Genomic DNA, 21,404 nt, shown 5'->3' on the forward strand with positions numbered 1-21,404 from the left:
AGACGGGCGTCGGCATGAGCTCGTCGACCAGCTGACGCGTGGAGCGGATGTTCGCCCGGCTCGACGCGCCGAACACGATCGACTCCACGCCCTGCTGGGCCGCGACCCACTCGATCGCCTCACGCGGCGGGATCGCCCCCGACGCGAAGACCGACATCGCCACCGCGCGGACCGGCCGCTCGGCGAGTGCACGCTGGTACGCCTCGATGCCGCCCGACATCCGGAAGCCGATCTTGTTGATGTTCGAGCAGACGATGGGGTTCTCGATGCCGGCCGTGTCGAGCGTGTCGAGGAGCATGGGCAGGTTCATGGTGATGAACCCCGCCTCGGCACCGTAGCGCTCGCGGACATGCCGCTCGAAGATCGAGAAGGCGTCGACGAATCCGAGCCCGAGGAGCAGGTCGACGACCACGTTCTGCAGCCAGATGATCGGAGTCGGCAGGCCGCGGAACATCGCCATCTCGGCGTCGACGAGGAGCGTGATGATGCCCTCGACGTCCTTCGTGGCGAGCGAGCGACCGCCCCGCATGACCGCGTTGACGAGCCCCTCCTCCGGCATGAAGCGCTTGAGGGCGCCGAGCATGCCCGCCTCGGTGACGGCATCCGCATACTTGTGCGCGTACGGCATGCCGGGCGAGAAGGTGAACCCGGGATAGCGATCCGGGTTCTTCCGCACATGTTCCGCGATCTGGGCGATGCGGTCGTGGGTCGTGCACATGAAGGTCGTGATGCCCTCGTCGTAGGCGGCGTCGAGCACCTCGATGATCGCGTCGAGGTGCTGGAAGCGCATCGCCTGCGCACGGGCCTTCTCCTCCGACATGTGGTTCACGCCGAAGAACTGGTTGTCGCCGAACATCAGCCGGTCCATCAGCTGCGCCTCCCCCATCGTCCGCGCTTCGCGGCCGCCGCTGGCGGATCCGCCTCGACGGTGTCGGTCGTGACGGGCCCGCGGGCCGCGTCGATCGTGAGCAGTTCGAGCACGCGGTCGGTGACCGCCGCGCTCGCGAAGTCGTTGCGGGTATCGGATTCGGAGCCCTCGATACGCCGCACGAAGTGGTCGAGCTGGGCGCTGTACTCCTCACCGCGGAGGTAGAACCACACGGGATCCGTGAGCTCGGTCGTGTACTTCACGTTCCACCCGCGCTCGTAGCCGGGAAGCTCCGGGGCCTGATCGCGCAGGTACACCCGCACCTCCTGGCGGTCGGCCTCGATGCGGCCGGCGGTGCCCACCGCGGTGATGCGGGTCGTCATCTTGCGGAACGACTCGTCCGACCAGTTCACCGAGATCTGCGCGTGCATGCCGCTCTCGTAGAACAGGGTGCCGAAGACCTCGTCCTCGGTGTCCTCCGAGAAGACCGACCCGAGCACGGTGCCGCCGACGGCACGCGGCGCGCCGGCGTACCACGACAGCAGATCGAGCGGATGGGCTGCGTAGTCATAGAGGCAGCCACCACCCTCGGAGCGTCGGCTGCGCCACGTGGAGCCCTTCGGCTTGAGTACCACGGGACCGTATGCCTCAGCCTGCATATGCGTGACGCGCCCGATGGCGCCCACGTCGAGAAGACGCTTGACCTCCTGGAAGGCACCCACGAAACGGTTGTGGTACCCGACCTGCGTCACGAGCCCCGCCTCGGAGGCGAGAGCGGCGAGCTCCGCCGACTCCTCGGCACGGAGCGTCAGCGGCTTCTCGCAGAACACGTGCACGCCGTGGGCGATCGCCGAGCGCACGAGAGGCGCGTGGAAGCGCGTCGGGGTCGCGATGAGCACGGCGTCGACCTCGACCGCGTCGAGCGCCTGATCGAGGTCGGGGAAGGTCGCGAGACCCGTGTACTTGCCGAGGACATCGAGCACATAGCCGGTCGCATCGACGACGGCATCCACGCGGACATCCGGATGGGCGCGGATCATCGCGAGGTGGGAGAGCCCCATCTTGCCGAGTCCGACGACGGCGACGCGGATCATGCCCGCACTTCCTTCCTCTGGCCGACTCGCTCGAGGAACCCCTCGAGAAGCCGTTCGTACTGACCCGCGACGTGCTCCCAGGTGAACTCCTCGGCATGCCGAGCGCGCGCCGCGCGTCCAAGGCGGGCCCGCAGCTCGTCGTCACCGAGGAGGGCGTCGAGGCGGTCCGCCGCATCTGCCGCGTCGCCGAAATAGAGAGCCGACTCCCCCGCCACCCACCGGTTGTAGGGGTTGTCGTGAGCGACGACGGGGTTGCCCGCCGCGAGGGCCTCGACGAGCGACGGGTTGGTGCCGCCGACCGTATGCCCGTGGAGGTATGCGATGCCGTGGGCACGGAGCGCCGCGACCTGATCCGGCTCGTAGACCGAGCCGAGGAACACGACTTCGTCGCTCGCCGCCTCCACCACCTGGCGGTGATAGTCGTCGGTCTCGGGCGTGTAGGTGCCGAGCATCGCGAGCTTCACGCCCCGCGGGCGCGACGAGAAGCCCTGCACGAGTTCGAGGATCGAGTTCTCGGGAATCGGACGGCAGATGAGCGTCAGGTAGCGCCCCGGCTCGAGGCCCCGGTCGATCACCGGACGGGTCGAGGGGTTCACCACCTCGTGCGCGCCGTAGGTGATCGTGGTGATCTTCTCGCGGCGTGCCTTGCGAGCCAGGTAGGTCTCGATCTCGGGGTGATCCGCGATGAGCGCGTCGCCGATCCAACATCCGATCCGCTCGTTCGCGTACAGGATCGCCTGCTTCATCGGACCCCACCGCGATCGCGACCACTCGATGCCGTCCATGTTGATGACGTTCGGGATGCGACGGAACCACTGGGCGAGGTTGAAGACGGCCGTGTTGTAGCCGAAGGTGAGGCACACATCCCGGTGCGCGACGGCGTCACGGATCGAACGGCGGTCGAACTCCGCCGTGCCGAGCCACCCGTCGCGCTCGACGGGGATGTTGACGCGCTCGATGCCGCGCCAGGTGTCGCGGTAGATCGGCCCGGTGCCAGGCACCTGGCAGTAGACGACCACCCGCCAGCCGCGCTCCACAAGGAACAGCGCGACGTTCTCAGCAGCGGTCTCGAAGCCGCCGTAGGCGGCGGGCACGCCGTGGGTGCCCAGGATGCGCACCGTGGGGCGCGAATCGGGTACGGGGACAGGGTCGGACATGGCGTACCAGCCGTTCGGGAGTGGACCGCGTCGGTTTCGGGTCGACGTAGTCCGTGGGGGGCAGGGGAAGGCCAGCATACAGTCGAGTCGCATTCGTAATCGAGGCCCCACTTTCGCGGGGCATCGGCCCCGATCCGCCCGGGGGTAGAGTGATCACCCTCCCGAGCCCCCCAGGATCCGACGTGGACGAACCCGACACCGCCTCACCCGAACCCACCGACCCGGTCGCCGAGACCCAGCGCACGCGCCGCATCGTGCTGATCGCGGTGTCGGCCGCAGCAGCGATCGCGCTCGTCGCGCTCCTCGTCGCGCGTCCGTGGGAGTCCGGATCCCTCGAGCCCGCCGCCTCACCCTCCGGCACGAACAGCTCGGCGCCCGCCAGCCCGAGTCCGACCGCCGACGGCACCGAGTCTCCGGACCCCGATGACGAGGAGCCGACACCCGAACCCGTGCCGATCTCCTCACCCGGCGTGATCACCGAGGGGCTCGATGCGCGCATCGAGGACGTCGAGGCCGTTGAGGGCGAAGCCCAAGGCCCTGGCGAGGTATCGGGACCTTCGATCCGCTTCTCCGTGGTGATCTCGAACGGCACCGGCGAGACGGTCGACCTGCGCTCTGCCGTCGTGACCGTGGACTACGGCGCGGATCGCACACCCGCCCTCCAGCTCTACAAGCCGGGCGCCAGCCCGATGCCCACGACCGTGCTCGCAGGCGACGACGCGACCGGCGTCTACGTGTTCTCGATCCCCAAGGACGAGCGCGACATCGTGCACATCACGGTCGACTACTCGGTCGACGTCCCGCCGCTCGAGTTCGCTGGCCGCGTTCCCTGATCCGCGGGGGCTATCGCCCAGGCCGCCAGAGGCCTACCATTCCGGCATCAGGCCGCGCCGCCTCCCCCCTGCACTCCGCGAGCCCGTCAGTCAAGGACGTGCCGTCATGCTCGCGAACCACCACTCCCGCACCCCTGCCCGCGCCACCGCCGTCGCGATCGTCGGCGTTCTCGCACTGAGCCTGCTCTCGGCCCTGCCTGCACTGCCTGCGCCACCCGCAGCCGCCGACACCGCCCCGCCCGCCGCGGGCATCCCGACGACCGTCTCGAGCGACTCACTGCCCACACCCCAGATCGACGGAGTCGTGTGGGACCAGGAGATCGTGGGCGACACCGTCTACGTCGGAGGCAACTTCCGCACCGCTCGGCCGGCTGGCGCGGCTCCCGGCACGAGCACCGTGCCGCGGGCGTTCCTGCTCTCGTATCGGCTCAGCACCGGCGTGCTCACCTCGTGGGCGCCGGTACTCAACGGACAAGTCGATGCGATCGACGCTTCCCCCGACGGCAGCCGCGTCTACGTCGGAGGCGCGTTCACGACGGTCGACGGTGTGACCCGCAATCGGATCGTCGCCTTCGACACGGCGACCGGCCAGGCGATCTCGAGCTTCGCGGGGTCGGCGAACGGCGAGGTCTTCGCCATCGACTCGACCTCCTCGACCGTGTACTTCGCGGGGAACTTCAGCCAGTCGAACGGCGTCTCGCGACCGGGCCGCGCGGCGGCGGCGAGCGCCGCGACCGGGGCGACGACGGCCTGGGCACCGGTACTGGCATCCGGCCGCGCCTACGAGCTCCTCGTCTCGCCCGACGGCACCCGCGTGGTGATCGGCGGCAGCTTCACGAGTATCAACGGATCCGGCCAGCCGGGCTACGGCCTGGGTGCGGTGACGAGCACGACCGGCGCATCGCTGCCGTTCCCAGTGAATGACATCGTGCGCAACGCCGGCACGTACGCGGCGATCTACAGCCTCTCGGGCGACGCTGACTCGGTGTACGGAACGGGCTACGTGTTCGGCACCGGGGGCAACCTCGAGGGCACCTTCCGCGCCACCTGGGATGGGCAGCTCGTCTGGGTGGAGGACTGCCACGGCGACAGCTACGACGTCGTCGCCACGGGGGGAACGGTGTACACCGCCGGGCACGCGCACTACTGCGGAAATCTCGGCGGCTTCCCGCAGCGCGAGCCCTGGCTGAACACGCGTGCCGTCGCCTTCACGAAGGCGGCGACCGGAACGATGACGCGGGACATCTACGGGTATTACAAGTGGACCGGGATCGCGAGTCCGAGCGTCGCGAACTGGTTCCCCGATTTCAACGCCGGCACCTACACGGGCATCTTCCAGGGCCCGTGGACGATCACGACCGACGGACGCTACGTGCTGTACGGCGGAGAGTTCACGACCGTGAACGGGAGCGGCCAGCAGGGGCTCTCCCGATTCGCGGTGTCCTCCATCGCACCCGACCGCGACGGCCCACGGGTCAGCGGAGGGAACTGGCCGATCAGCGCCGTCGCCCGGGGCGCAGGAACCGTCGCCATCACCTGGCCCGCCAACCACGACCGCGACAACGCGGGCCTCACGTACCAGGTGATCCGCAACGGCGACACCGCGCACCCGCTCACGCAGCTGTCCGCCGTGTCCACGTGGTGGGATCGGCGCGGCCTCGGCTACGTCGACACGAGCGCTCCCCCGGGCACTACAGCGAGCTACCGCATCCGCGCCGTCGATCCCTTCGGCAACATCGCCGACTCGGCCACGGTCTCGGTGGCCGTTCCTACGACCGGTGCACTCGGCTCCTACGCGCGAGCCGTGATCGCCGACGGTCCCACCTGGTATTTCCGACTCGGCGAGACGGGCACGAGCGCGACCAACTGGGCGGCGCCCGTGGCGAACGTGAACCAGTCCGGTGCGAACGCCGTCGTGCAGGCGGCAGTCGGCTCCGCTGCTGCACGGGGCCGCCCCGGCGCGATCGTCGGCGACTCGGACAAGTCGACCGGCTTCGGCAGCACCTGGGCTCGCGCATACACGACCGCCAGCACGTGGGTCGATGACTCGCTCACGGTGGAGGCGTGGTTCCGCACCACGGCATCGAGCGGCAAGATCGTCGGGTTCGGAACGAGTTCGTCGGCCTCGAACTCCAGCACCGCGGATCGCCACCTGTACCTCGACGGCGGCAGGGTCGCCTGGGGCGTCGACGACGGATCGCGCCGCGTGCTCCTCAGTGGAACCGGATACGCGAACGGCGCGTGGCATCACGTGGCCGGCACCCTCTCACCCACCGGCCAGAAGCTCTACGTCGACGGCGTTCTCGTGGCGCAGAGCGCGTCCGTCGTGAAGGGCGGACGCTACTGGGGCTACTGGCACATCGGCGGTGACACGGCTTGGGCGGGCGCCTCGGATCTCGTCGGCGACATCGACGAGGTGGCCATCTACGGCGACGAGCTCTCGGCGGCGGCGATCGCTCGGCACCGGCAGCTCGGGGTCGGCGGCGGGGCGAGCAACCAGCCGCCAACCGCGTCGTTCTCGGCCACCGCCTCTGCGCTGCAGGCCAGTGTCGACGGGCGCGGATCCTCGGACTCCGACGGAACGATCGTCGCCTACGCCTGGAACTTCGGCGACGGGTCCACGGGTTCCGGCGCCACATCGACGCATAACTACGCCGCCGCGGGCACCTACACGATCACCCTCACCGTGACCGACGACGACGGCGCCACGGCATCGACCACGCGGCAGCTCACCGTCGCGGGATCGCCACCGCCTCCACCCCCGACGAGCACCATCGCCCAGGACGACTTCGCACGCACGGTCACAAGCGGATGGGGGCAAGCCACGGTGGGCGGCACGTGGACCGCGAACTCCGCCTCCTCGTCGTCGGTGGCGTCAGGGGTCGGGATCTTCTCGCACAACGCGGGAAGCACGCGGCGTGCGGTACTCGCCTCGACCTCGGCGTCACGGGTCGACCTGCAGGCGACGGTCGCCCTCGAGACCGCGCCTGCGGGCGGTGCGACCGTCGCCGGGGTGGTCGGGCGACAGGTCGGATCGGCGTTCTACCAAGCGCGAGTGAGGTTCCTCGTGGGCGGAGCCATGCGGCTGGAGGTGATGAATGGCGGCGCGACACTGCTCGGCTGGGCAGACCTCGCCGGCACCTACACAGCCGGGCAGCGGATCGTGGTGCGCGTCGAGGTCACCGGGCAGAGCCCGACCACCATCCGCGCGAAGGCGTGGCCGGAATCCCAGGCTGAACCGTCGCTCTGGCAGGTCTCGCTCACGGACGCGACCGCCGCGCTCCAGGCGGCGGGCTCCGTCGGGGTCGAGAGCTACGCCTCGGCGTCGGCGACGAATGCGCCCGTGCGGGTGAGATTCGACGATGTCCGCGCGACGACGGTGCCCTGAATCCACCTGCTGAGCGGGAGATTCCACATCGCCACCCGAATGTCCCCCCTTTGGGGGACATTCTTCAGCGGCTCTGTCCCCTAGAGTGGGCCCACTCGGCACACGCCCCCCGAACAGTGCCGCTTACCCCCCTAGAGGTCTACATTGGGTACTCCCGAACCCACGAGACGCTCGCGCCCCCGCGCGCTCGCTCTCGTTACCACCGCCGCCCTGTTCCTGTCCGCGCTTATCGCGGTACCGCTCGTGATCGCGGCTCCCGCAAGCGCCGATCCGCTGCCCGCATCCGAGTCACCGGAGACGGTGTCGTCCGATCCGCTCCCGACTCCGCAGATCAACGGTGTCGTGTGGACCCAGGTGATCGTCGGCAACACCGTGTACGTCGGCGGCCAGTTCACGACCGCACGACCCGCCGGATCCGCGGCGGGCCAGAACGAGGTCACCCGCACGCACCTGCTCGCCTACAACCTGACGACGGGCGCCCTGCTCTCGTGGGCGCCGACGCTCAACGCGCAGGTGCGCAGCATGGCGGCCTCCCCTGACGGCACGCGGCTCTACGTGGGCGGCGACTTCACGCAGGTGAACGGGTCGACGCGCAACCGCATCGTCGCCTTCAGCACCGCGACCGGCAACGTGATCACGAGCTTCGCCGCGAGCGCCAACAACTGGGTCTCGGCGATCGCCGCGACCAACAGCACTGTGTATATCGGCGGCATCTTCGGGCAGATGTCCGGAACGCTCCGGTCGTTCCTCGCCGCCGTGAACGCCTCCGACGGACAGACCACGGCCTGGGCCCCGGAGACCGTGGGTGGCCGCCCCTACGCGATCGAGGTGTCGCCCGACCAGAGCAAGGTCGTGGTCGGCGGCGACTTCACGAGCGCCAACGGCTCGACCAACCCCGGATACGGGCTCGTGATGGTCGACAGCAGCACGGGCGCCTCGCTGCCTCTCGGCACGAACACCTATGTGCGGAATGCGGGTACCGAGGCGGCGATCTTCAGCCTCGACAGCGACAGCGACTCGTTCTACGGCACCGGCTACGTCTTCGGCTCCGGAGGCAACCTCGAGAGCACCTTCCGCGCGGATTGGGCGACCGGAGACTTGAAGTGGGTCGCCGACTGCCACGGCGACACCTACTCGGTGGCCGCCGCGGGCGATGTCATCTACACCGCTTCGCACACCCATTACTGCGGCAACCTCGAGGGGCGACCGCAGTACGACCCGTGGACGTTCAACCGCGGAGTCGCTTTCACGAAGGAGAGCACGCAGACCGCGACGGCCGATCCGTACGGCTACTACAACTGGCAGGGCACGGCAGCTCCGACGTTGCTCAACTGGTTCCCCTCGATCAACGCCGGCACCTACACCGGCATCGGTCAGGGCCCCTGGTCGGTCAGCTCCAACGGCGACTACGTGGTCTACGGCGGCGAGTTCACGACCGTCAACAACAAGGCCCAGCAGGGCCTCGTACGCTTCGCGGTCCGCGACCTCGCGACCAACCTCGACGGGCCTCGCCTCGCGGGCGACCCGATCTCCCCCCGACTCACCTCCCCCGAGCCGGGAGTCGTGAGTGTGTCGTGGACCGCGGACTGGGATCGCGACGACCCGACGCTCGAGTACCAGCTGATCCGCGACGGCAAGACCGCGTCGCCGATCTACACCACGCAGGTGACCTCCAACTTCTGGACCCTGCCGACGATCAACTACCTCGACACAGGGCTCGACCCGGGATCGACGCACACCTACCGCGTGCGAGTCATCGACCCGTGGGGCAATAACGCCTGGAGCTCGACGATCAGCGTCAACGTGGCGACGGCGGGCACCCTCAGCTCGTACGCCCGCGGCGTGCTGGCCGACAACCCGACCTCGTACTTCCGACTCGGTGATGCGAGCGGGACCTCCGGGCTCACCGACTCCCTCGGGGTCGACAACGGAACGAGCGGGACCGGCGTCAGCTACGGAGCGAGCGGTGCGATCATCGGAGACACCGACACCTCCGCGAGCTTCAACGGCACGAACAACGGGCGCGCCGCGACCTCGACCCTCCAGTGGCGCGACAACAGCTTCACCCTCGAGACGTGGGTGAAGACGACGACCACCTCCGGCGGCAAGATCCTCGGATTCGGTTCGTCGGCCACGGGGAACTCCGGCAGCTACGACCGCCACCTCTATATGTCGAACGACGGTCGCATCAACTTCGGCGTCTACCCGAACGCGTCGCGGATCATCACGAGCGGCAAGGCGTACAACGACGGACAGTGGCACCACGTAGTCGCGACTCTCGGCTCCGGCGGCATGGCGCTCTACGTGGACAGCGTCCGGGTCGCACGCAACACCGCGGTGACCTACGGACAGAACTACTGGGGTTACTGGCGGATCGGCGGCGACAGCACGTGGGCCGGCGGGCAGAACTTCAACGGACAGATCGATGAGGTGGCCGTCTACCCGACCGTGCTGAGTGCGTCGCAGATCGTCTCGCACTACACCCTCTCGGGCCGCACCTCGACGGTGCCGCCCGCGCCATCCGACGTGTACGGCGCCGCGGTCTACGGCGCCGAGCCCCTGCTGTACTGGCGGCTCGGCGAGTCGGCCGGCACCACCGCGGCCGACTCCGGCGCTCTCGGCAACCCCGGCACCTACCGCGGATCGCCGACCCTCGGAGCGAACGGCGTGCTCGACGGCGTCTCGAACACCGCGGTCGGGTTCGGATCGACAAATGCGCTCGTCAGTTCGAACAACTCGTTCGCGAACCCGACGGTCTACACCGAGGAGGCGTGGTTCACCACCACGACGACTTCGGGCGGAAAGATCATGGGCTTCGGCAACCGGCAGACGGGAACGTCCTCCAGCTACGACCGGCACGTGTACATGCGTAACGACGGCACGCTCGTCTTCGGCGTGTACACCGGGCAGGAGAACGTCATCACGACGCCTCTCGCGTACAACGACGGAAAGTGGCACCACGTCGCGGCCAGCCAGGGCGCGGGCGGCATGAAGCTCTACGTCGACGGTGTGCTGGTGGGAACCAACCCGCAGACGAGTGCCGAGAACTACACCGGCTACTGGCGAGTGGGCGGCGACACGACGTGGGCGGGCGCCTCGAGCTCCTGGTTCTCGGGAGTGATCGACGAGTTCGCCGTGTACGACATCGCGCTCCCCGACTCGACGATCGCGCAGCACTACACGCTCGGCGCTCCCCCGCTGCCCAACCAGGCGCCGACCGCCGCGTTCACGTCTCAGACGACGAGCAAGTTGGCGGAGTTCGACGCCTCCGGGTCGACCGACTCCGACGGAACCATCGAGTCCTACAGCTGGGACTTCGGCGACGGGACCTCGGGCACGGGTGAGACCGCCTCGCACGTCTACACCGCATCCGGCACCTACACGGTGACCCTCACGGTGGTGGACGACGACGACGCTCCCGGAGTGGTCAGCCACGACGTGACGATCACGATCGTGATCGTGCCCCCGACCGCCGCGTTCACGACCGATGTCGACGGACTCGATGTCGACTTCGACGCCACCGGCTCCACCGACGCCGACGGCACCGTCGAGTCGTACGCGTGGGACTTCGGCGACGGGCACACCGGCACCGGCGCGACGACCAGCCACAGCTACACCGCGACCGGCGACTACACCGTTGAACTGACGGTCACGGATGACGACGGCGCGACCGACACCGTCTCGCACACCGTGCACGCGCTCGCACCCAACCAGACGCCTTCGGCATCGTTCACCGCGACCAGCGACGAGCTGGACGTGTCGGTCGATGCGGGAGCGTCGAGCGATCCGGACGGCACGATCGCGAGCTACTCGTGGAACTGGGGCGACGGATCGCCCGCAGGAAGCGGCGCGACGGCGAGCCACAGCTACGCCGCCAGCGGCACCTACACGATCACGCTGACCGTCACGGACGACCGTTCGGGCACCGACACCACGACGCGAAGCGTCACGGTGACCGCCCCCGAGCCCCCGGCCGGACAGACGATCGCGCAGGATCCGTTCACCCGGACCGCCAGCAACGGATGGGGCAGTGCTCCGACCGGCGGCCCGTGGTCGGTCTCGTCGTCGAGCTACTTCGCGGTGACCGGCACCCAGGCGACCGTGACGCACAACGCGGGCGCGCTGCGTCGGGGCGTCCTCGAGCAGGTGTCGGCCACCGACGTCGACGTCAGCGTGAGTTTCAGCGCCGACAAGGCCACGTCGGCCGGGCACATCGTCGCCGGTGTCCTCGCACGTCGCGTGAGCGGCTCCGAGTACTACCAGGCACGGGCGCGACTGCTCACGGGTGGTGTCGTCGCACTGCAAATCACGCAGGGCAGCTCCTCGACGGTCCTCGCGAACGCGACGATCGCGGGTCTCAGCTACTCGCCGGGCGACAAGCTCACGGTGCGCCTCGAGGCCTCCGGAACGAGTCCGACGACGCTCAAGGCGAAGCTGTGGAAGACGGGCACGACTGAGCCCGGCTGGCAGCTGACCGTGACCGACAGCACCGCCGCGCTCCAGACCGCGGGTGCGGTCGGGCTCGAGAGCTACATCTCGGGGTCTGCGACCAATGCACCGGTCGTCATCAACTACGACGACTACACCGCATCGACCCTCGGCGCACCCGCTCCGAACCAGGCACCGACGGCGTCGTTCACGACCTCCGTCAGCGACCTGCAGGTGACGGTCGACGCGGGTGCTTCCTCGGATGCCGACGGCTCGATCGCGAGCTACTCCTGGAACTGGGGCGACGGATCGCCCGCCGGGAGCGGCGCCACCGCTGCGCACTCCTACGCGGCGGCCGGGACCTACACGGTCACCCTCACCGTGACCGACGACGACGGCGCCGGCGCGACGACCACGCACTCGGTCACGACCACCGACCCCGTGACGCCGCCCGACACCGACGCTCTCGCGAGCGACGACTTCGAGCGTGCCCTCACGGGCGGATGGGGTGACGCGACGGTCGGCGGCACGTGGGATGTCAGTTCGTCGTCGAACTCCGCGGTCGCGGACGGAGCCGGCGCCCTCACCCACGGTGCGGGAGCCCTGAGGCGCGCGTTCCTCACGAGCGTGTCGGCGACCGATGTGGACATGACCGTGACGGTCGCTGCGGACAAGCCGACCACGGCAGGCCACATCGTGGCGGGTGCGGTGGCACGACGCGTCAGCTCCGCCGACTACTACCAGGCGCGGGTGCGTCTGCTGACGGGCGGCGCAGTCGCCCTGCAGATCACCCGCGGCAACACCTCCACCGTTCTCGCCAACGCGACCGTCACCGGGATGAGCTACACGCCCGGCGACAAGCTCACCATCCGCTTCGAGGTCTCGGGCACCAGCCCGACGACTCTGCGAGCGAAGGTCTGGGCCGCCGGTGAGACCGAACCGTCGGCGTGGTTGCTCACCACGACCGACAGCACCTCAGCCCTGCAGACGGCCGGCACGGTCGGAGTCGAGAGCTACGTCTCGGCATCCGCGACCAACGCCCCGGTCGTCGTCAGCTACGACGATTTCGTGGTCGTCGAGCTGCCCTGAACGGCGGGGCCGCCCGGTACGGGAGGCAGGGGCGGCCCCGTCTTCAGAACAGACCCTGAAGGGTCGGGAGGAGTGAGCGCGTGAGAAGCCGTGCCGCCTTCGCGATCGTCGCACAAGGGGCGCAGGCGGGCATCAGCTTCGCCCTCCAGGTGCTCGTGGCGCGCACCCTCGGTATCGAGGAGCTCGGCCGGTTCGCAATCCTCTACGGCCTCATCGTCGTCGTGACGGGGGTCGTGACGGGCGTCGTCGGCGACACACTCGTCGTGCTGGATCGCGGGTCGACCGCGATCCGATCGGCACTGCAGGGCACCACGCTCACGCTCGCGATCGGCGGCGGGCTGATCTGTGCGATCGTCGTGGGCCTGCTCGGCGTCGCGGATCCCGCGGAAGCGGTCGTCTTCGCGATCGCGACCGCCGTGTTCGCGGTGGAGGAGGTGCTGCGCCGCCTGCTGATGGTCGGCTACGCGTTCCTCCGGGTGGTGGTTGCCGACGTCGGAGGCTTCCTCGCGGGGCTCGTACCCATCGTCGCAGTTTCGCTGACGGTCGGACCGTCGCTCGTCCTCGTGCTCGGCGGAATCGCCCTCGGTCAGGCGGTCGCGATCGTCATCGCGGCTGCACTGCTGCCCCGCGACGAACGACGTCTGGCCCGGTTCTCCTCCGGAGGGCTCGCCGCGGTGGTCGGATACGGCACCTGGCGGGGCCTGCAACAACTGCTGCGGCCTGGACTCCTCACCGTCGTGCGACTGTCCGTGGGAGCGGCGGCGGGGCTCGCCGCCGTCGGACTGCTCGAGGCGGCACGTACCTACGTCGCGCCCGCACTGCTCGCGGTCGGCGGCCTCACGTCGTTCCTCTTCGTCCGGTACGCCCACGACCGGGGAACGGCGATCCGCGCGACGCTCCGTCGCGCCGACCTCACCGTCGTGGCGCTCGTCGGAGGCACCGTGCTCCTCGGCGTGATCGCTCTCGCGCTTCTGCCGTGGGCGGGTCCGCTGCTCTTCGCGGTGGAGCCCCCGACGGGCGCGGTGATCGGGTGGCTGGCTTTCACAGCTGCCGTCGCCGCCACCACGCCGTACGGGTCCCTCGCGGCGGTACACGGACGCCAACGGCGGGTCTTCCTGCTCCGCCTCACCGACACGGTGATCTCGGCCATCGCCGTGATCGTGCTCCTCGTGCTCGGCGGCGACCCGGTGCTCGTGCCGGTCGTCCTGGCCGGCGGCGCGTTGCTCGGCGGACTCGGCATCCGCGTGCTCGTGCTCGCGCCGCTCGCATCGGCGGGACGCGCGGAGGACGAACCAGGCGCCCCCTCCCCGGCCGGCTAGCTGTACTCGGCAGTCACGTTGGTGACAGTCGGCTGGTCGGTGGTGCTCCGATGGCTGAGTGGTTGCGTCGAGTGTTGTAGTGCTCGATGAAGGGCGCAAGTGCTGCTGCTCGTTCGGTGTTGCTGGTGAATATCTGCCGGTAGGCCCATTCGGTTTGCAGGGTGCGGTTGAGGCGTTCGACTTTGCCGTTCTGCCAGGGGCAGTGCGGTCGGATCAGGACGTGTTGGGCGCCGAGTTGGGCGAGAGCTCGGGCCATGTCGTTGGAACGGCGGTAGTTCATGGCGTTGTCGGTCATGACGTGTTCGATTCGGGTAATGCCGTGGTCGGCGAAGTAGGCGGCGGCGCGCAGCAGGAACGCGGCGCAGGTGGCGCCTTTCTCGTCCGGGTGGATCTCTGAGTAGGCAAATCTCGAGTGGTCATCGACGAGCGAGTGGACGAAATCGAACCCGAGCCCGTGCTTGCGGTCGCGGTTGTCGCCAGGGCCGCCGCGGCCGTTGGCGCGCCAGCCGCCGCCGCCCGGGATGCGGCCGAGTTTCTTGACATCCATATGGACGAGTTCGCCGGGTCGGTCGCGTTCATAGCGGACCGCGGTCTGCTTCGAGGAGCGGATCACCTCACCCGTCAACGGGTCGCACTCGGCCAGCCGGGGCACCCGGTTCCGCTGCAGGATCGCCCCGACGGTTCGAGTTGGGACTCCCAACTCTGTTCCCAACCTCGCCGGCCCAACTCGCAGCTGACGTCTCAACTCCAGCACCCGCACCTCAACATCAGCGGGCGTTCGCCGAGGAGACCGATGGGGCCGCGACGGCCTGTCGACCAACCCGGCAGCGCCTTCGTCGCGGAACCGCTTCACCCAACGATGAGCGCATTGCCGAGACACGCCCAGCTCCGCCGCGACATGCGACACCGGCCGCTGATCACCGACGACGCGCTCGATGAGCAACAACCTCCCGCGGACGTTCAACCGCGCATTAGCGTGAGACACGAGACCTCCTGGCAGTGAAGAACTAGACAGCTCCACTAAGCCAGGAGGTCTCCTAAATCACAACGGCAGTGTCACCAACGTCCCTGCCGAGTACAGCTAGGGGATGATCGCGCCCGGTCCCGGCTCCGCGTCGGCGGGGAGCAGCGCCGCGATCTCGGCGGGCGGCGTCGACTGCTCGGGGCTCGCCTCGCGCGCCGCGTCGGTCAGCCGATGGTCGGCGCCGATCGGGGTCTCGTCCACCGCTGCGACATCGACGTGGTCGGTGACCGTCCACCAGTCCTCGAGGTCGAAGAACGAGTCCACCGTGGTCGGGGTCGACTGCCAGTAGGCCAGGGGCGCGTCGGGGTCGTTCTGGTACAGGACGCTCCCGCGCAGCTCGACGCCCATCGCCTCCGCATCGAACTCGCTCGAGTAGTCCTGCACCCAGAGCGGGACGGCCGCCTGCGACCCCTGGTCACGTTCCGAGCCGGTCAGCTCGCCGATGACGCTGTCGACGATCTCCACCCCCGAGACCACCCACGTCATCCCCGGATCCGGAATGGGGCGACGCTCGTCGTGCCCCGGGATGCTCGGGTCGCTCGCCCGCCGGGTGTCCTGCAGGATCGAGACCCCGAGGCCGTTCCCGATGATCGTCGAGCGCCACACCGCCACGTTGCTCGTGTCGTTGATCTTGAGCCCGATGCGGCCGTTCCCCGCGATCAGCAGATCGACGAGACGGACCTGATCCGAGATCTCGGCGAAGACGCCGTGCCCCGCGTTGCCGAGCACGTCGGTGCGGGCGATCGTGGTGTCGAACACCGACTGATCGAGCCAGATGCCGGGCCCCTGGTTCTGGAGGAACACGCTGTCGAGGATCGTCAGGTGCCGGGACCGGGAGATCTTGAATCCGCCCGAGACTGGAGCCTGGTTGAACAGCTCGGCGTTGTTCTGCTCGAAGAGCAGCCCCTGGAGCGTCAGATCGTCGGCGAAGTTCGCCGTCGCACCGATGAGGCCGCCCCGCCGCAGAGTCGTGTCACGCACCGTGGACCCGGTCCCGGTGACGAACAGGCCCGAGGTCGACGAGTCCTCGATCACGAGACCGTCGACGACATCCCGGTTGCCCTCCAGCACGACGGAACCGAGCAACGCGACGGACGGCGCGTACCGGCGCACGCCGAAGCCGCGCAGCACCGAGTCGTCCGAACGCACCTGGAACGCCCGCTGCCGCGTGCTCGCGAGCACCTCATGCCCGTCGGGGTCCTCGCCGATGAGGATGTGCGATCCGTCGGCGGCCAGCGCGAAGGTGCCGGGCTTCACCGCATCCGGCGCCACCTGCTCGAGCGCGACCCCATCGAACCAGACCTGCTCGGGGTAGGCGGCGAACGGATGCTCCGGATCGACGAACTGCCAGTTCTCTTCGGTGCTGTCCTCCCCGCCCTGGTAGGTGGGGCTCGACGAGAACTCCTTGTCCCAGGCGGCGGACCAGACCTCGCCATCCGCGGACCAGCCGCCCAGAGGATCGGTGCCGTCGAACCAGACCTCCTCACCCGGGTAGGCACGGATCGTGACCGTCTTGCTGCGTCCGATGAAGACCTCCTCGCGGTACACGCCGGCACGCAGCACGATCTCTCTCGGGCCCGCGTTCACCCGATCGAGCGCCGCCTTCACGGAGGGCACGGGGCGCGCGATGTTGCCGTCGCCTCCGTCGGGCGCCTCCGGATCCACGTAGATCGCGTCGGGCGCGGGCTCCGACATGTCACTGCCGAGCGCGGGCGCGCCCGCCTCGATGCGAGGCACGAGGTCGTCGCGCGGAGGCGACGAGGTCGTCGGCGCGGGAGGCGTCGGGGCGTCCTGACCGCCGACGAGCACGACCGCGGTCGTGGCGAGGGCGATGACGACCGCCGTAGACAACGCTGCCACAGCGACAACTCGTCGGCGGCGCGGGCTGGGGGCCGCCTGGGGAGAGGCGGGCAACTCGTCGGGTGTGGAGTCGGGCACGGGGATGCTCCGGTTCGGGGGGCTCGGATCGGGGGCTCGGATCGGGGGCTCGGATCGGGTTGACCCATTCTGCCCCCATTCGGGCACTTCCGGTGCTGCGATCTCGTGTGGATAATGGACACTCCCCCCTGCAATTTCACTGGAGGTCCCCCGGTGGAACCCCCGAACTACCCGAATTCGTTCCGTGAGCGCTGGTATCTCATCGCTCTCGCGAGTGTCATCGGCGTGCTCATCGCCGCCGGAGCCAGCGCCCTGCTGCCCCGCAGCTATGAGGCGACCGCGACGCTGTTCCTGCGCGTCGACTCTCCCGAGTCGAGCCTCGTCGAGCAGTCGCAGTTCGCACTCGCGCGGATCAAGTCCTACCCCGAGCTCGTCACGAGCCCCCAGGTGCTACGACAGACGATCGCCGATCTCGGCACCGACACGACCCCGCAGCAGCTGAGTTCGCGACTCTCGGCGGCCAACCCGCGCGACACCGTGCTGCTGACCGTGACCGCGACGGCTTCCCGCCCGGACCTCGCCGCCGACACCGCGAACTCCGCCGCTCGTCACCTGTCGCAACTCGTCGACTCGCTCGAGTCCGACGTGAGCCTGCGCCTCACCCTGCCCGCAACCGCGCCCGTATCGGCTGCCTCACCGCAGCCCACGATCCTCATGGGACTCGGGTTCCTGGGTGGCCTCGCCCTCGGCGCGATCCTCGTCGCCGCCCTGGGCCAGCTCGACCCCCGGGTACGCACGGTTGCCGAGGTACGCGCCCTCAGCGGGCTACCGGTCGTGGGTCAACTGACGCCGGGGATCACCGGTGCCATCCGCCGTGGACGCCTCTCCCGCCGCGCCGATGAGGCGCTGCGCACCACGATCGTGAATCAGCGCCTGCTGACGGGCGAGCGGCGGCCCCGCGTCATCGCTGTCGTGCCCGCCGGAAGGCGCTCACGGCTCGTCGCCGGCTCGGCAGTCGCCGCGCTGGCCCGCACGCTCGTGGGCGCGGGCGACCGCACGGTGATCATCGCGTCCGACTCGGCGCCGCGGCGGGGCGTCGCCGCCGCCCTCGACCGCGCCGTCGACACCGCACTCGGATGGCTCGGGTGGGGCGCCGCCGAACACCCGAATCCGCCGCGGATCACCATCCCGGGCGATGGAGACCCCGCGCGCTCCGCCGCGATCCTCGAGAAGGTCGCCGAGGCGATCGCGGATCACGACGTCGTGCTGATCACCGCCGACTCGCCGACCGACATCTTCGCGCTCGCCGACATCGTCGGCCTCGAGGTGCTCGTGGCCGCCGACAGGCGCCGCACGAGCCGCACGGCGCTCGTGGATGCGACGACCTCGCTCGAGTTCGCGGGCACCCGTCCTGTCGCGGTGCTCATGACCGAGACGGGTACGCGAGCGCGCGTCGACCTGCCCGCCACGTGGCTCGAGTCCGACCGCGTCGCACTGGCTCCCCTCGCCCTGCCCGCCGCTCCCCCGAAGCGCCGCCGAACCTCCACGCGCACCCGCCGTCCCGCCGCCAAGCCGGCAGCAGCCAGCTCGGCGGACGACGACCCGCAGGGGGCGGCCGAGGCGGTCGGTCCGACCGAAGCGGAGACGCCGGAGCATTCGGATTCGGACCCCCATCAGGCGCACGAGTCCGAGATTCTCGACGGACTCGAGATCGACGTCCACGATGACTCCGACGACGTCGCAGATCACGACTCCGCCGCCGACGACCTGCCGCACACCGACGAGGGACACGACGACGGCGGCGACGACGACGACGACGACACAGTGGAGCCGGAGCAGGTGGACAGCGACGGAGCTCACGAACTCGAGCACGAGCCGGCATGAGCGCCGACGCCGGACCGGGCCTCGCGCACCGCATCGGAGTCGGCGCGGTCGCGACAGTCGCCGTCGTCAGCGTCGTGTCGTGGCGCTCCGGCGCCATCTTCGACGGATCCGTCGACATCGTCGTGATCGCGAAGGCCGTGCTCGCCGTCGCGGCGCTCGGCGGCGCCCTCGCGATCCGGATCATGAGCGGCCGCCGGCTGCCCGTCGGCCCGCGCTCCCCGATCCTTCTCGCGCTCGCCGTCGGGGTGTCGATGCTCGGCGCCCTTGCCTCAGGAGCCACGACCGCCACCGCCATCGTCGGCGTGCGCATCGGGATCCTCGCGGCGATCGTGATCGTGCTGCTCTCGTGCACCCCGTGGCCGATCGTTCTCGGCTCGCTGCTCGGCGCGATGGGTGCCGTCGCCGTGGTCGCCGCCGCCACCGGCGTTTCGAGCTATGCGGCGACCGGCCGCCTCGCGGGCGGTATTCCCGAGATCCAGGAGAACGAGCTCGCCGGGCTCGCCGCACTTCCGCTGCTCGCACTCATCGTGCTGCTGTTCCGCGACGGAATCACGCTGCGGCTCGCGGCCCCGGCCGTGGTGCTCGCGGGGATCCTCTGGGCGACCCAGTCGCGGACCGCGCTCGTCGTGCTCGCGGTGGCCGTCGTCGTCGCACTGCTCACGACCCCGCGACTGCACTGGACCGCAGCCGTCGCCGTCTTCGCATCCGTGCCCATCGTGTACGCGGTGCTCGCCTTCACGTCACTCATCGAGGACGTCCTGGTGCGCGACCAGACGGCCGCCGAGATCGCCTCGCTCAGCTCGCGCACCGACGCCTGGCAGGTCGTGCTCGACTGGAACGCGACCAGCTGGGAGCGCTGGATCGGACTCGGGCTCTCGGTCAAGCAGATCGACGTGGATCTCCCCTTCCGCGATACCCAGGTGTTCGACTCGAGCTGGGTCTCAGTACTCGCTCAGGCGGGCGTCCTGGGGCTCATCGTGGTGCTGATCTGGATCGGCCTCGCGTTCGTGGACGCCGCCCGGCATCCGACCGGCCGCTTCCTCATGATCCCCCTGCTCGTGCTCCTCGCGGTCCGCGGGCTCACCGAGAACGGGTTGCTCGACGCGAGCACCACGTTCCTCGTGCTCGCGACGATCGCGATCGCCGCAGACCCCGACTCCCGGCGCTCCCCGGCGCCGGTCACCCCCCGCACCACCTTCGCGCGAACCCCCGCGCGATACGCATCGGTCCACCCGAACCCGCAAGGAGCGACCACATGACCCGAATCGGCTACGCCGCAGGCGCCTACGACCTGTTCCACATCGGCCACCTCAACATCCTCAAACACGCTAAGAGTGCGTGCGATCACCTCATCGCGGGCGTCGTGTCCGACGAGATGCTCATCGCGACGAAGGGGCGCGCACCGGTCGTGCCGCTCGCCGAGCGGCTCGAGATCGTGCAGAGCGTGCGATTCGTGGACGAAGCGGTCGCCGAGGTGGTGCCCGACAAGCTCGACACCTGGAAGAAGCTGCGATTCGACATCTTCTTCAAGGGCGATGACTGGCGCGGGACCGAGAAGGGACTGCGTTTGGAGCGCGAGTTCGCGAAGGTCGGAGTGGAGGTCGTCTACTTCCCGTACACGATGACGACCTCGAGCACTGCGCTCCGTCGCGCCCTCGATGTACTGACCGGCGCCGCACCCGAGCAGGCCGAACAGCTGCGCTGACGCAAGGCGGCGCGTCCTCCCCGGCATACCCCCAGTTCGGGTGGACTTTGCCGTCCGTTCTTCTCTCTGTGCGAGTCGCGTGCCTATCCTGGAGACGATTCAACCGCACGAGGATTGGGGGCGGACGGTGGATCGTCGAAAGGCACGACGCGCACGGGGAATCGCGCTGAGGCAGCTCGCGTACCGGTCCTGGTATGTCGACACGTCCAACGGCCCCATCCCGTCGATCTCGATTCTGAGCGATGTGCGCCTGCAGGTGCGCGAGCAGGAGCGGGCCATCCGTCGGGCCCAGAACGGCCAGTTCGACGCCGCGCTGCGCTTCCGGGAGCCCGTGCTCCGCCCCGCCGTCTGAACGCGCGTCACCGCTCCTCCCATTAGCGCGATTTGGTCGCGCAGGTCAAGGGGATTTCTCCATCTTCGTGACCACGGTTGACTCTTCTCTCGTCGGAACCCCAATCGGATCCGACATCGACCACCACGTCACACGCGGGGTGGAGAAGGAGAAGTCCACCATGAACATCCTCGGTATCATCATCGCCCTCATCGCCCTCATCCTGCTGTTCACCGGCGGATTCGTGCAGTCGCTGAACTTCCTGCTCTGGGTGGGGATCGTGCTGCTCGTGATTGCGGGGATCGTGTTCCTCGTGCGCTTCATCGGCTCGGGTGGCCGCCGCACCTGACCCCCGGGCTCACACGCGTTCAGCCGGGCGCGGACTCGCCGTCATCACGACGGAGTC

At 69.3% G+C, this 21,404-nt stretch carries 14 protein-coding genes; 9 read left to right on the forward strand and 5 right to left on the reverse strand.

The window, feature by feature from the left end:
• The 3 genes from FVQ89_RS13100 to FVQ89_RS13110 form a co-directional block, all read right to left on the reverse strand.
• A partial coding sequence (locus tag FVQ89_RS13100) for a hypothetical protein (protein ID WP_147902475.1) occupies window positions 1-868 on the reverse strand: 868 nt, incomplete at its 3' end.
• Entirely contained in the window at window positions 868-1,962 is a 1,095-nt protein-coding gene (locus FVQ89_RS13105; RefSeq protein WP_147902356.1) for a Gfo/Idh/MocA family protein, read from the reverse strand. The genes FVQ89_RS13100 and FVQ89_RS13105, both read right to left, overlap by 1 nt.
• The gene (locus FVQ89_RS13110) at window positions 1,959-3,119 is read right to left on the reverse strand and encodes a DUF1972 domain-containing protein (RefSeq protein WP_147902357.1); all 1,161 of its coding nucleotides are present in this window, start codon (window positions 3,117-3,119) and stop codon (window positions 1,959-1,961) included. The genes FVQ89_RS13105 and FVQ89_RS13110 overlap by 4 nt, the downstream gene beginning before the upstream one ends.
• A 182-nt stretch (window positions 3,120-3,301) precedes the next feature.
• Here FVQ89_RS13110 and FVQ89_RS13115 point away from each other — a divergent pair, with 182 nt between their 5' ends.
• From FVQ89_RS13115 to FVQ89_RS13130, 4 genes are all read left to right on the forward strand, one after another.
• A complete protein-coding gene (locus FVQ89_RS13115) occupies window positions 3,302-3,952 on the forward strand; it encodes a hypothetical protein (protein WP_147902358.1) in 651 nt (216 codons plus the stop codon).
• A gap of 106 nt (window positions 3,953-4,058) precedes the next feature.
• On the forward strand, window positions 4,059-7,340 hold the full coding sequence (locus FVQ89_RS13120; RefSeq protein ID WP_147902359.1) for a PKD domain-containing protein: 3,282 nt from the start codon (window positions 4,059-4,061) through the stop codon (window positions 7,338-7,340).
• A 144-nt stretch (window positions 7,341-7,484) separates the two neighbouring features.
• Window positions 7,485-12,857, forward strand: a complete 5,373-nt coding sequence (locus tag FVQ89_RS13125; protein ID WP_255513602.1) for a PKD domain-containing protein — start codon at window positions 7,485-7,487, stop codon at window positions 12,855-12,857.
• An 80-nt stretch (window positions 12,858-12,937) separates the two neighbouring features.
• Window positions 12,938-14,176 (forward strand): hypothetical protein, encoded by a 1,239-nt coding sequence (locus tag FVQ89_RS13130; RefSeq protein ID WP_147902360.1) that lies wholly within the window; start codon window positions 12,938-12,940, stop codon window positions 14,174-14,176.
• Between the two features lie 13 nt (window positions 14,177-14,189).
• Here the strand turns inward: FVQ89_RS13130 and FVQ89_RS13135 are convergent, their stop codons facing one another.
• Both FVQ89_RS13135 and FVQ89_RS13140 read right to left on the reverse strand, forming a co-directional pair.
• Entirely contained in the window at window positions 14,190-15,161 is a 972-nt protein-coding gene (locus FVQ89_RS13135) for an IS481 family transposase (RefSeq protein WP_147902361.1), read from the reverse strand.
• Between the two features lie 96 nt (window positions 15,162-15,257).
• Window positions 15,258-17,060 (reverse strand): right-handed parallel beta-helix repeat-containing protein, encoded by a 1,803-nt coding sequence (locus tag FVQ89_RS13140; protein WP_147902362.1) that lies wholly within the window; start codon window positions 17,058-17,060, stop codon window positions 15,258-15,260.
• Window positions 17,061-17,291: 231 nt separating this feature from the next.
• On the opposite strand from FVQ89_RS13140, the gene FVQ89_RS13145 reads away from it, so the two are divergent.
• The 5 genes from FVQ89_RS13145 to FVQ89_RS14480 all read left to right on the forward strand — a co-directional run bounded on the left by FVQ89_RS13145 (window position 17,292) and on the right by FVQ89_RS14480 (window position 21,347).
• Window positions 17,292-18,962 carry a YveK family protein gene (locus FVQ89_RS13145; RefSeq protein ID WP_187265027.1) on the forward strand — a complete coding sequence of 557 codons (1,671 nt, stop codon included), beginning with the start codon at window positions 17,292-17,294 and terminating at the stop codon, window positions 18,960-18,962.
• On the forward strand, window positions 18,959-20,221 hold the full coding sequence (locus FVQ89_RS13150; RefSeq protein ID WP_147902364.1) for an O-antigen ligase family protein: 1,263 nt from the start codon (window positions 18,959-18,961) through the stop codon (window positions 20,219-20,221). The genes FVQ89_RS13145 and FVQ89_RS13150 overlap by 4 nt, the downstream gene beginning before the upstream one ends.
• Window positions 20,218-20,667 carry an adenylyltransferase/cytidyltransferase family protein gene (locus FVQ89_RS13155; protein WP_147902365.1) on the forward strand — a complete coding sequence of 150 codons (450 nt, stop codon included), beginning with the start codon at window positions 20,218-20,220 and terminating at the stop codon, window positions 20,665-20,667. The genes FVQ89_RS13150 and FVQ89_RS13155 overlap by 4 nt, the downstream gene beginning before the upstream one ends.
• Window positions 20,668-20,794: 127 nt before the next feature.
• Window positions 20,795-21,019: a hypothetical protein gene (locus FVQ89_RS13160; RefSeq protein WP_147902366.1), complete on the forward strand. Its 225-nt coding sequence runs from the start codon at window positions 20,795-20,797 to the stop codon at window positions 21,017-21,019.
• Window positions 21,020-21,179: 160 nt separating this feature from the next.
• A complete protein-coding gene (locus tag FVQ89_RS14480; RefSeq protein ID WP_187265028.1) occupies window positions 21,180-21,347 on the forward strand; it encodes a hypothetical protein in 168 nt (55 codons plus the stop codon).
• Window positions 21,348-21,404: the final 57 nt, after the last annotated feature.

Origin of the sequence: Homoserinibacter sp. GY 40078 (assembly GCF_008017545.1) — a bacterium.
Lineage (GTDB): Bacteria > Actinomycetota > Actinomycetes > Actinomycetales > Microbacteriaceae > Homoserinibacter.

Bases quoted from the DNA above. Each gene is read 5' to 3' on its own strand.
- FVQ89_RS13110 (WP_147902357.1), bottom strand. From the start codon at position 3,119: ATGTCCGACCCTGTCCCCGTACCCGATTCGCGCCCCACGGTGCGCATC.
- FVQ89_RS13120 (WP_147902359.1), top strand. From the start codon at position 4,059: ATGCTCGCGAACCACCACTCCCGCACCCCTGCCCGCGCCACCGCCGTC.
- FVQ89_RS13150 (WP_147902364.1), top strand. From the start codon at position 18,959: ATGAGCGCCGACGCCGGACCGGGCCTCGCGCACCGCATCGGAGTCGGC.
- FVQ89_RS13155 (WP_147902365.1), top strand. From the start codon at position 20,218: ATGACCCGAATCGGCTACGCCGCAGGCGCCTACGACCTGTTCCACATC.
- FVQ89_RS13105 (WP_147902356.1), bottom strand. From the start codon at position 1,962: ATGATCCGCGTCGCCGTCGTCGGACTCGGCAAGATGGGGCTCTCCCAC.
- FVQ89_RS14480 (WP_187265028.1), top strand. From the start codon at position 21,180: ATGAACATCCTCGGTATCATCATCGCCCTCATCGCCCTCATCCTGCTG.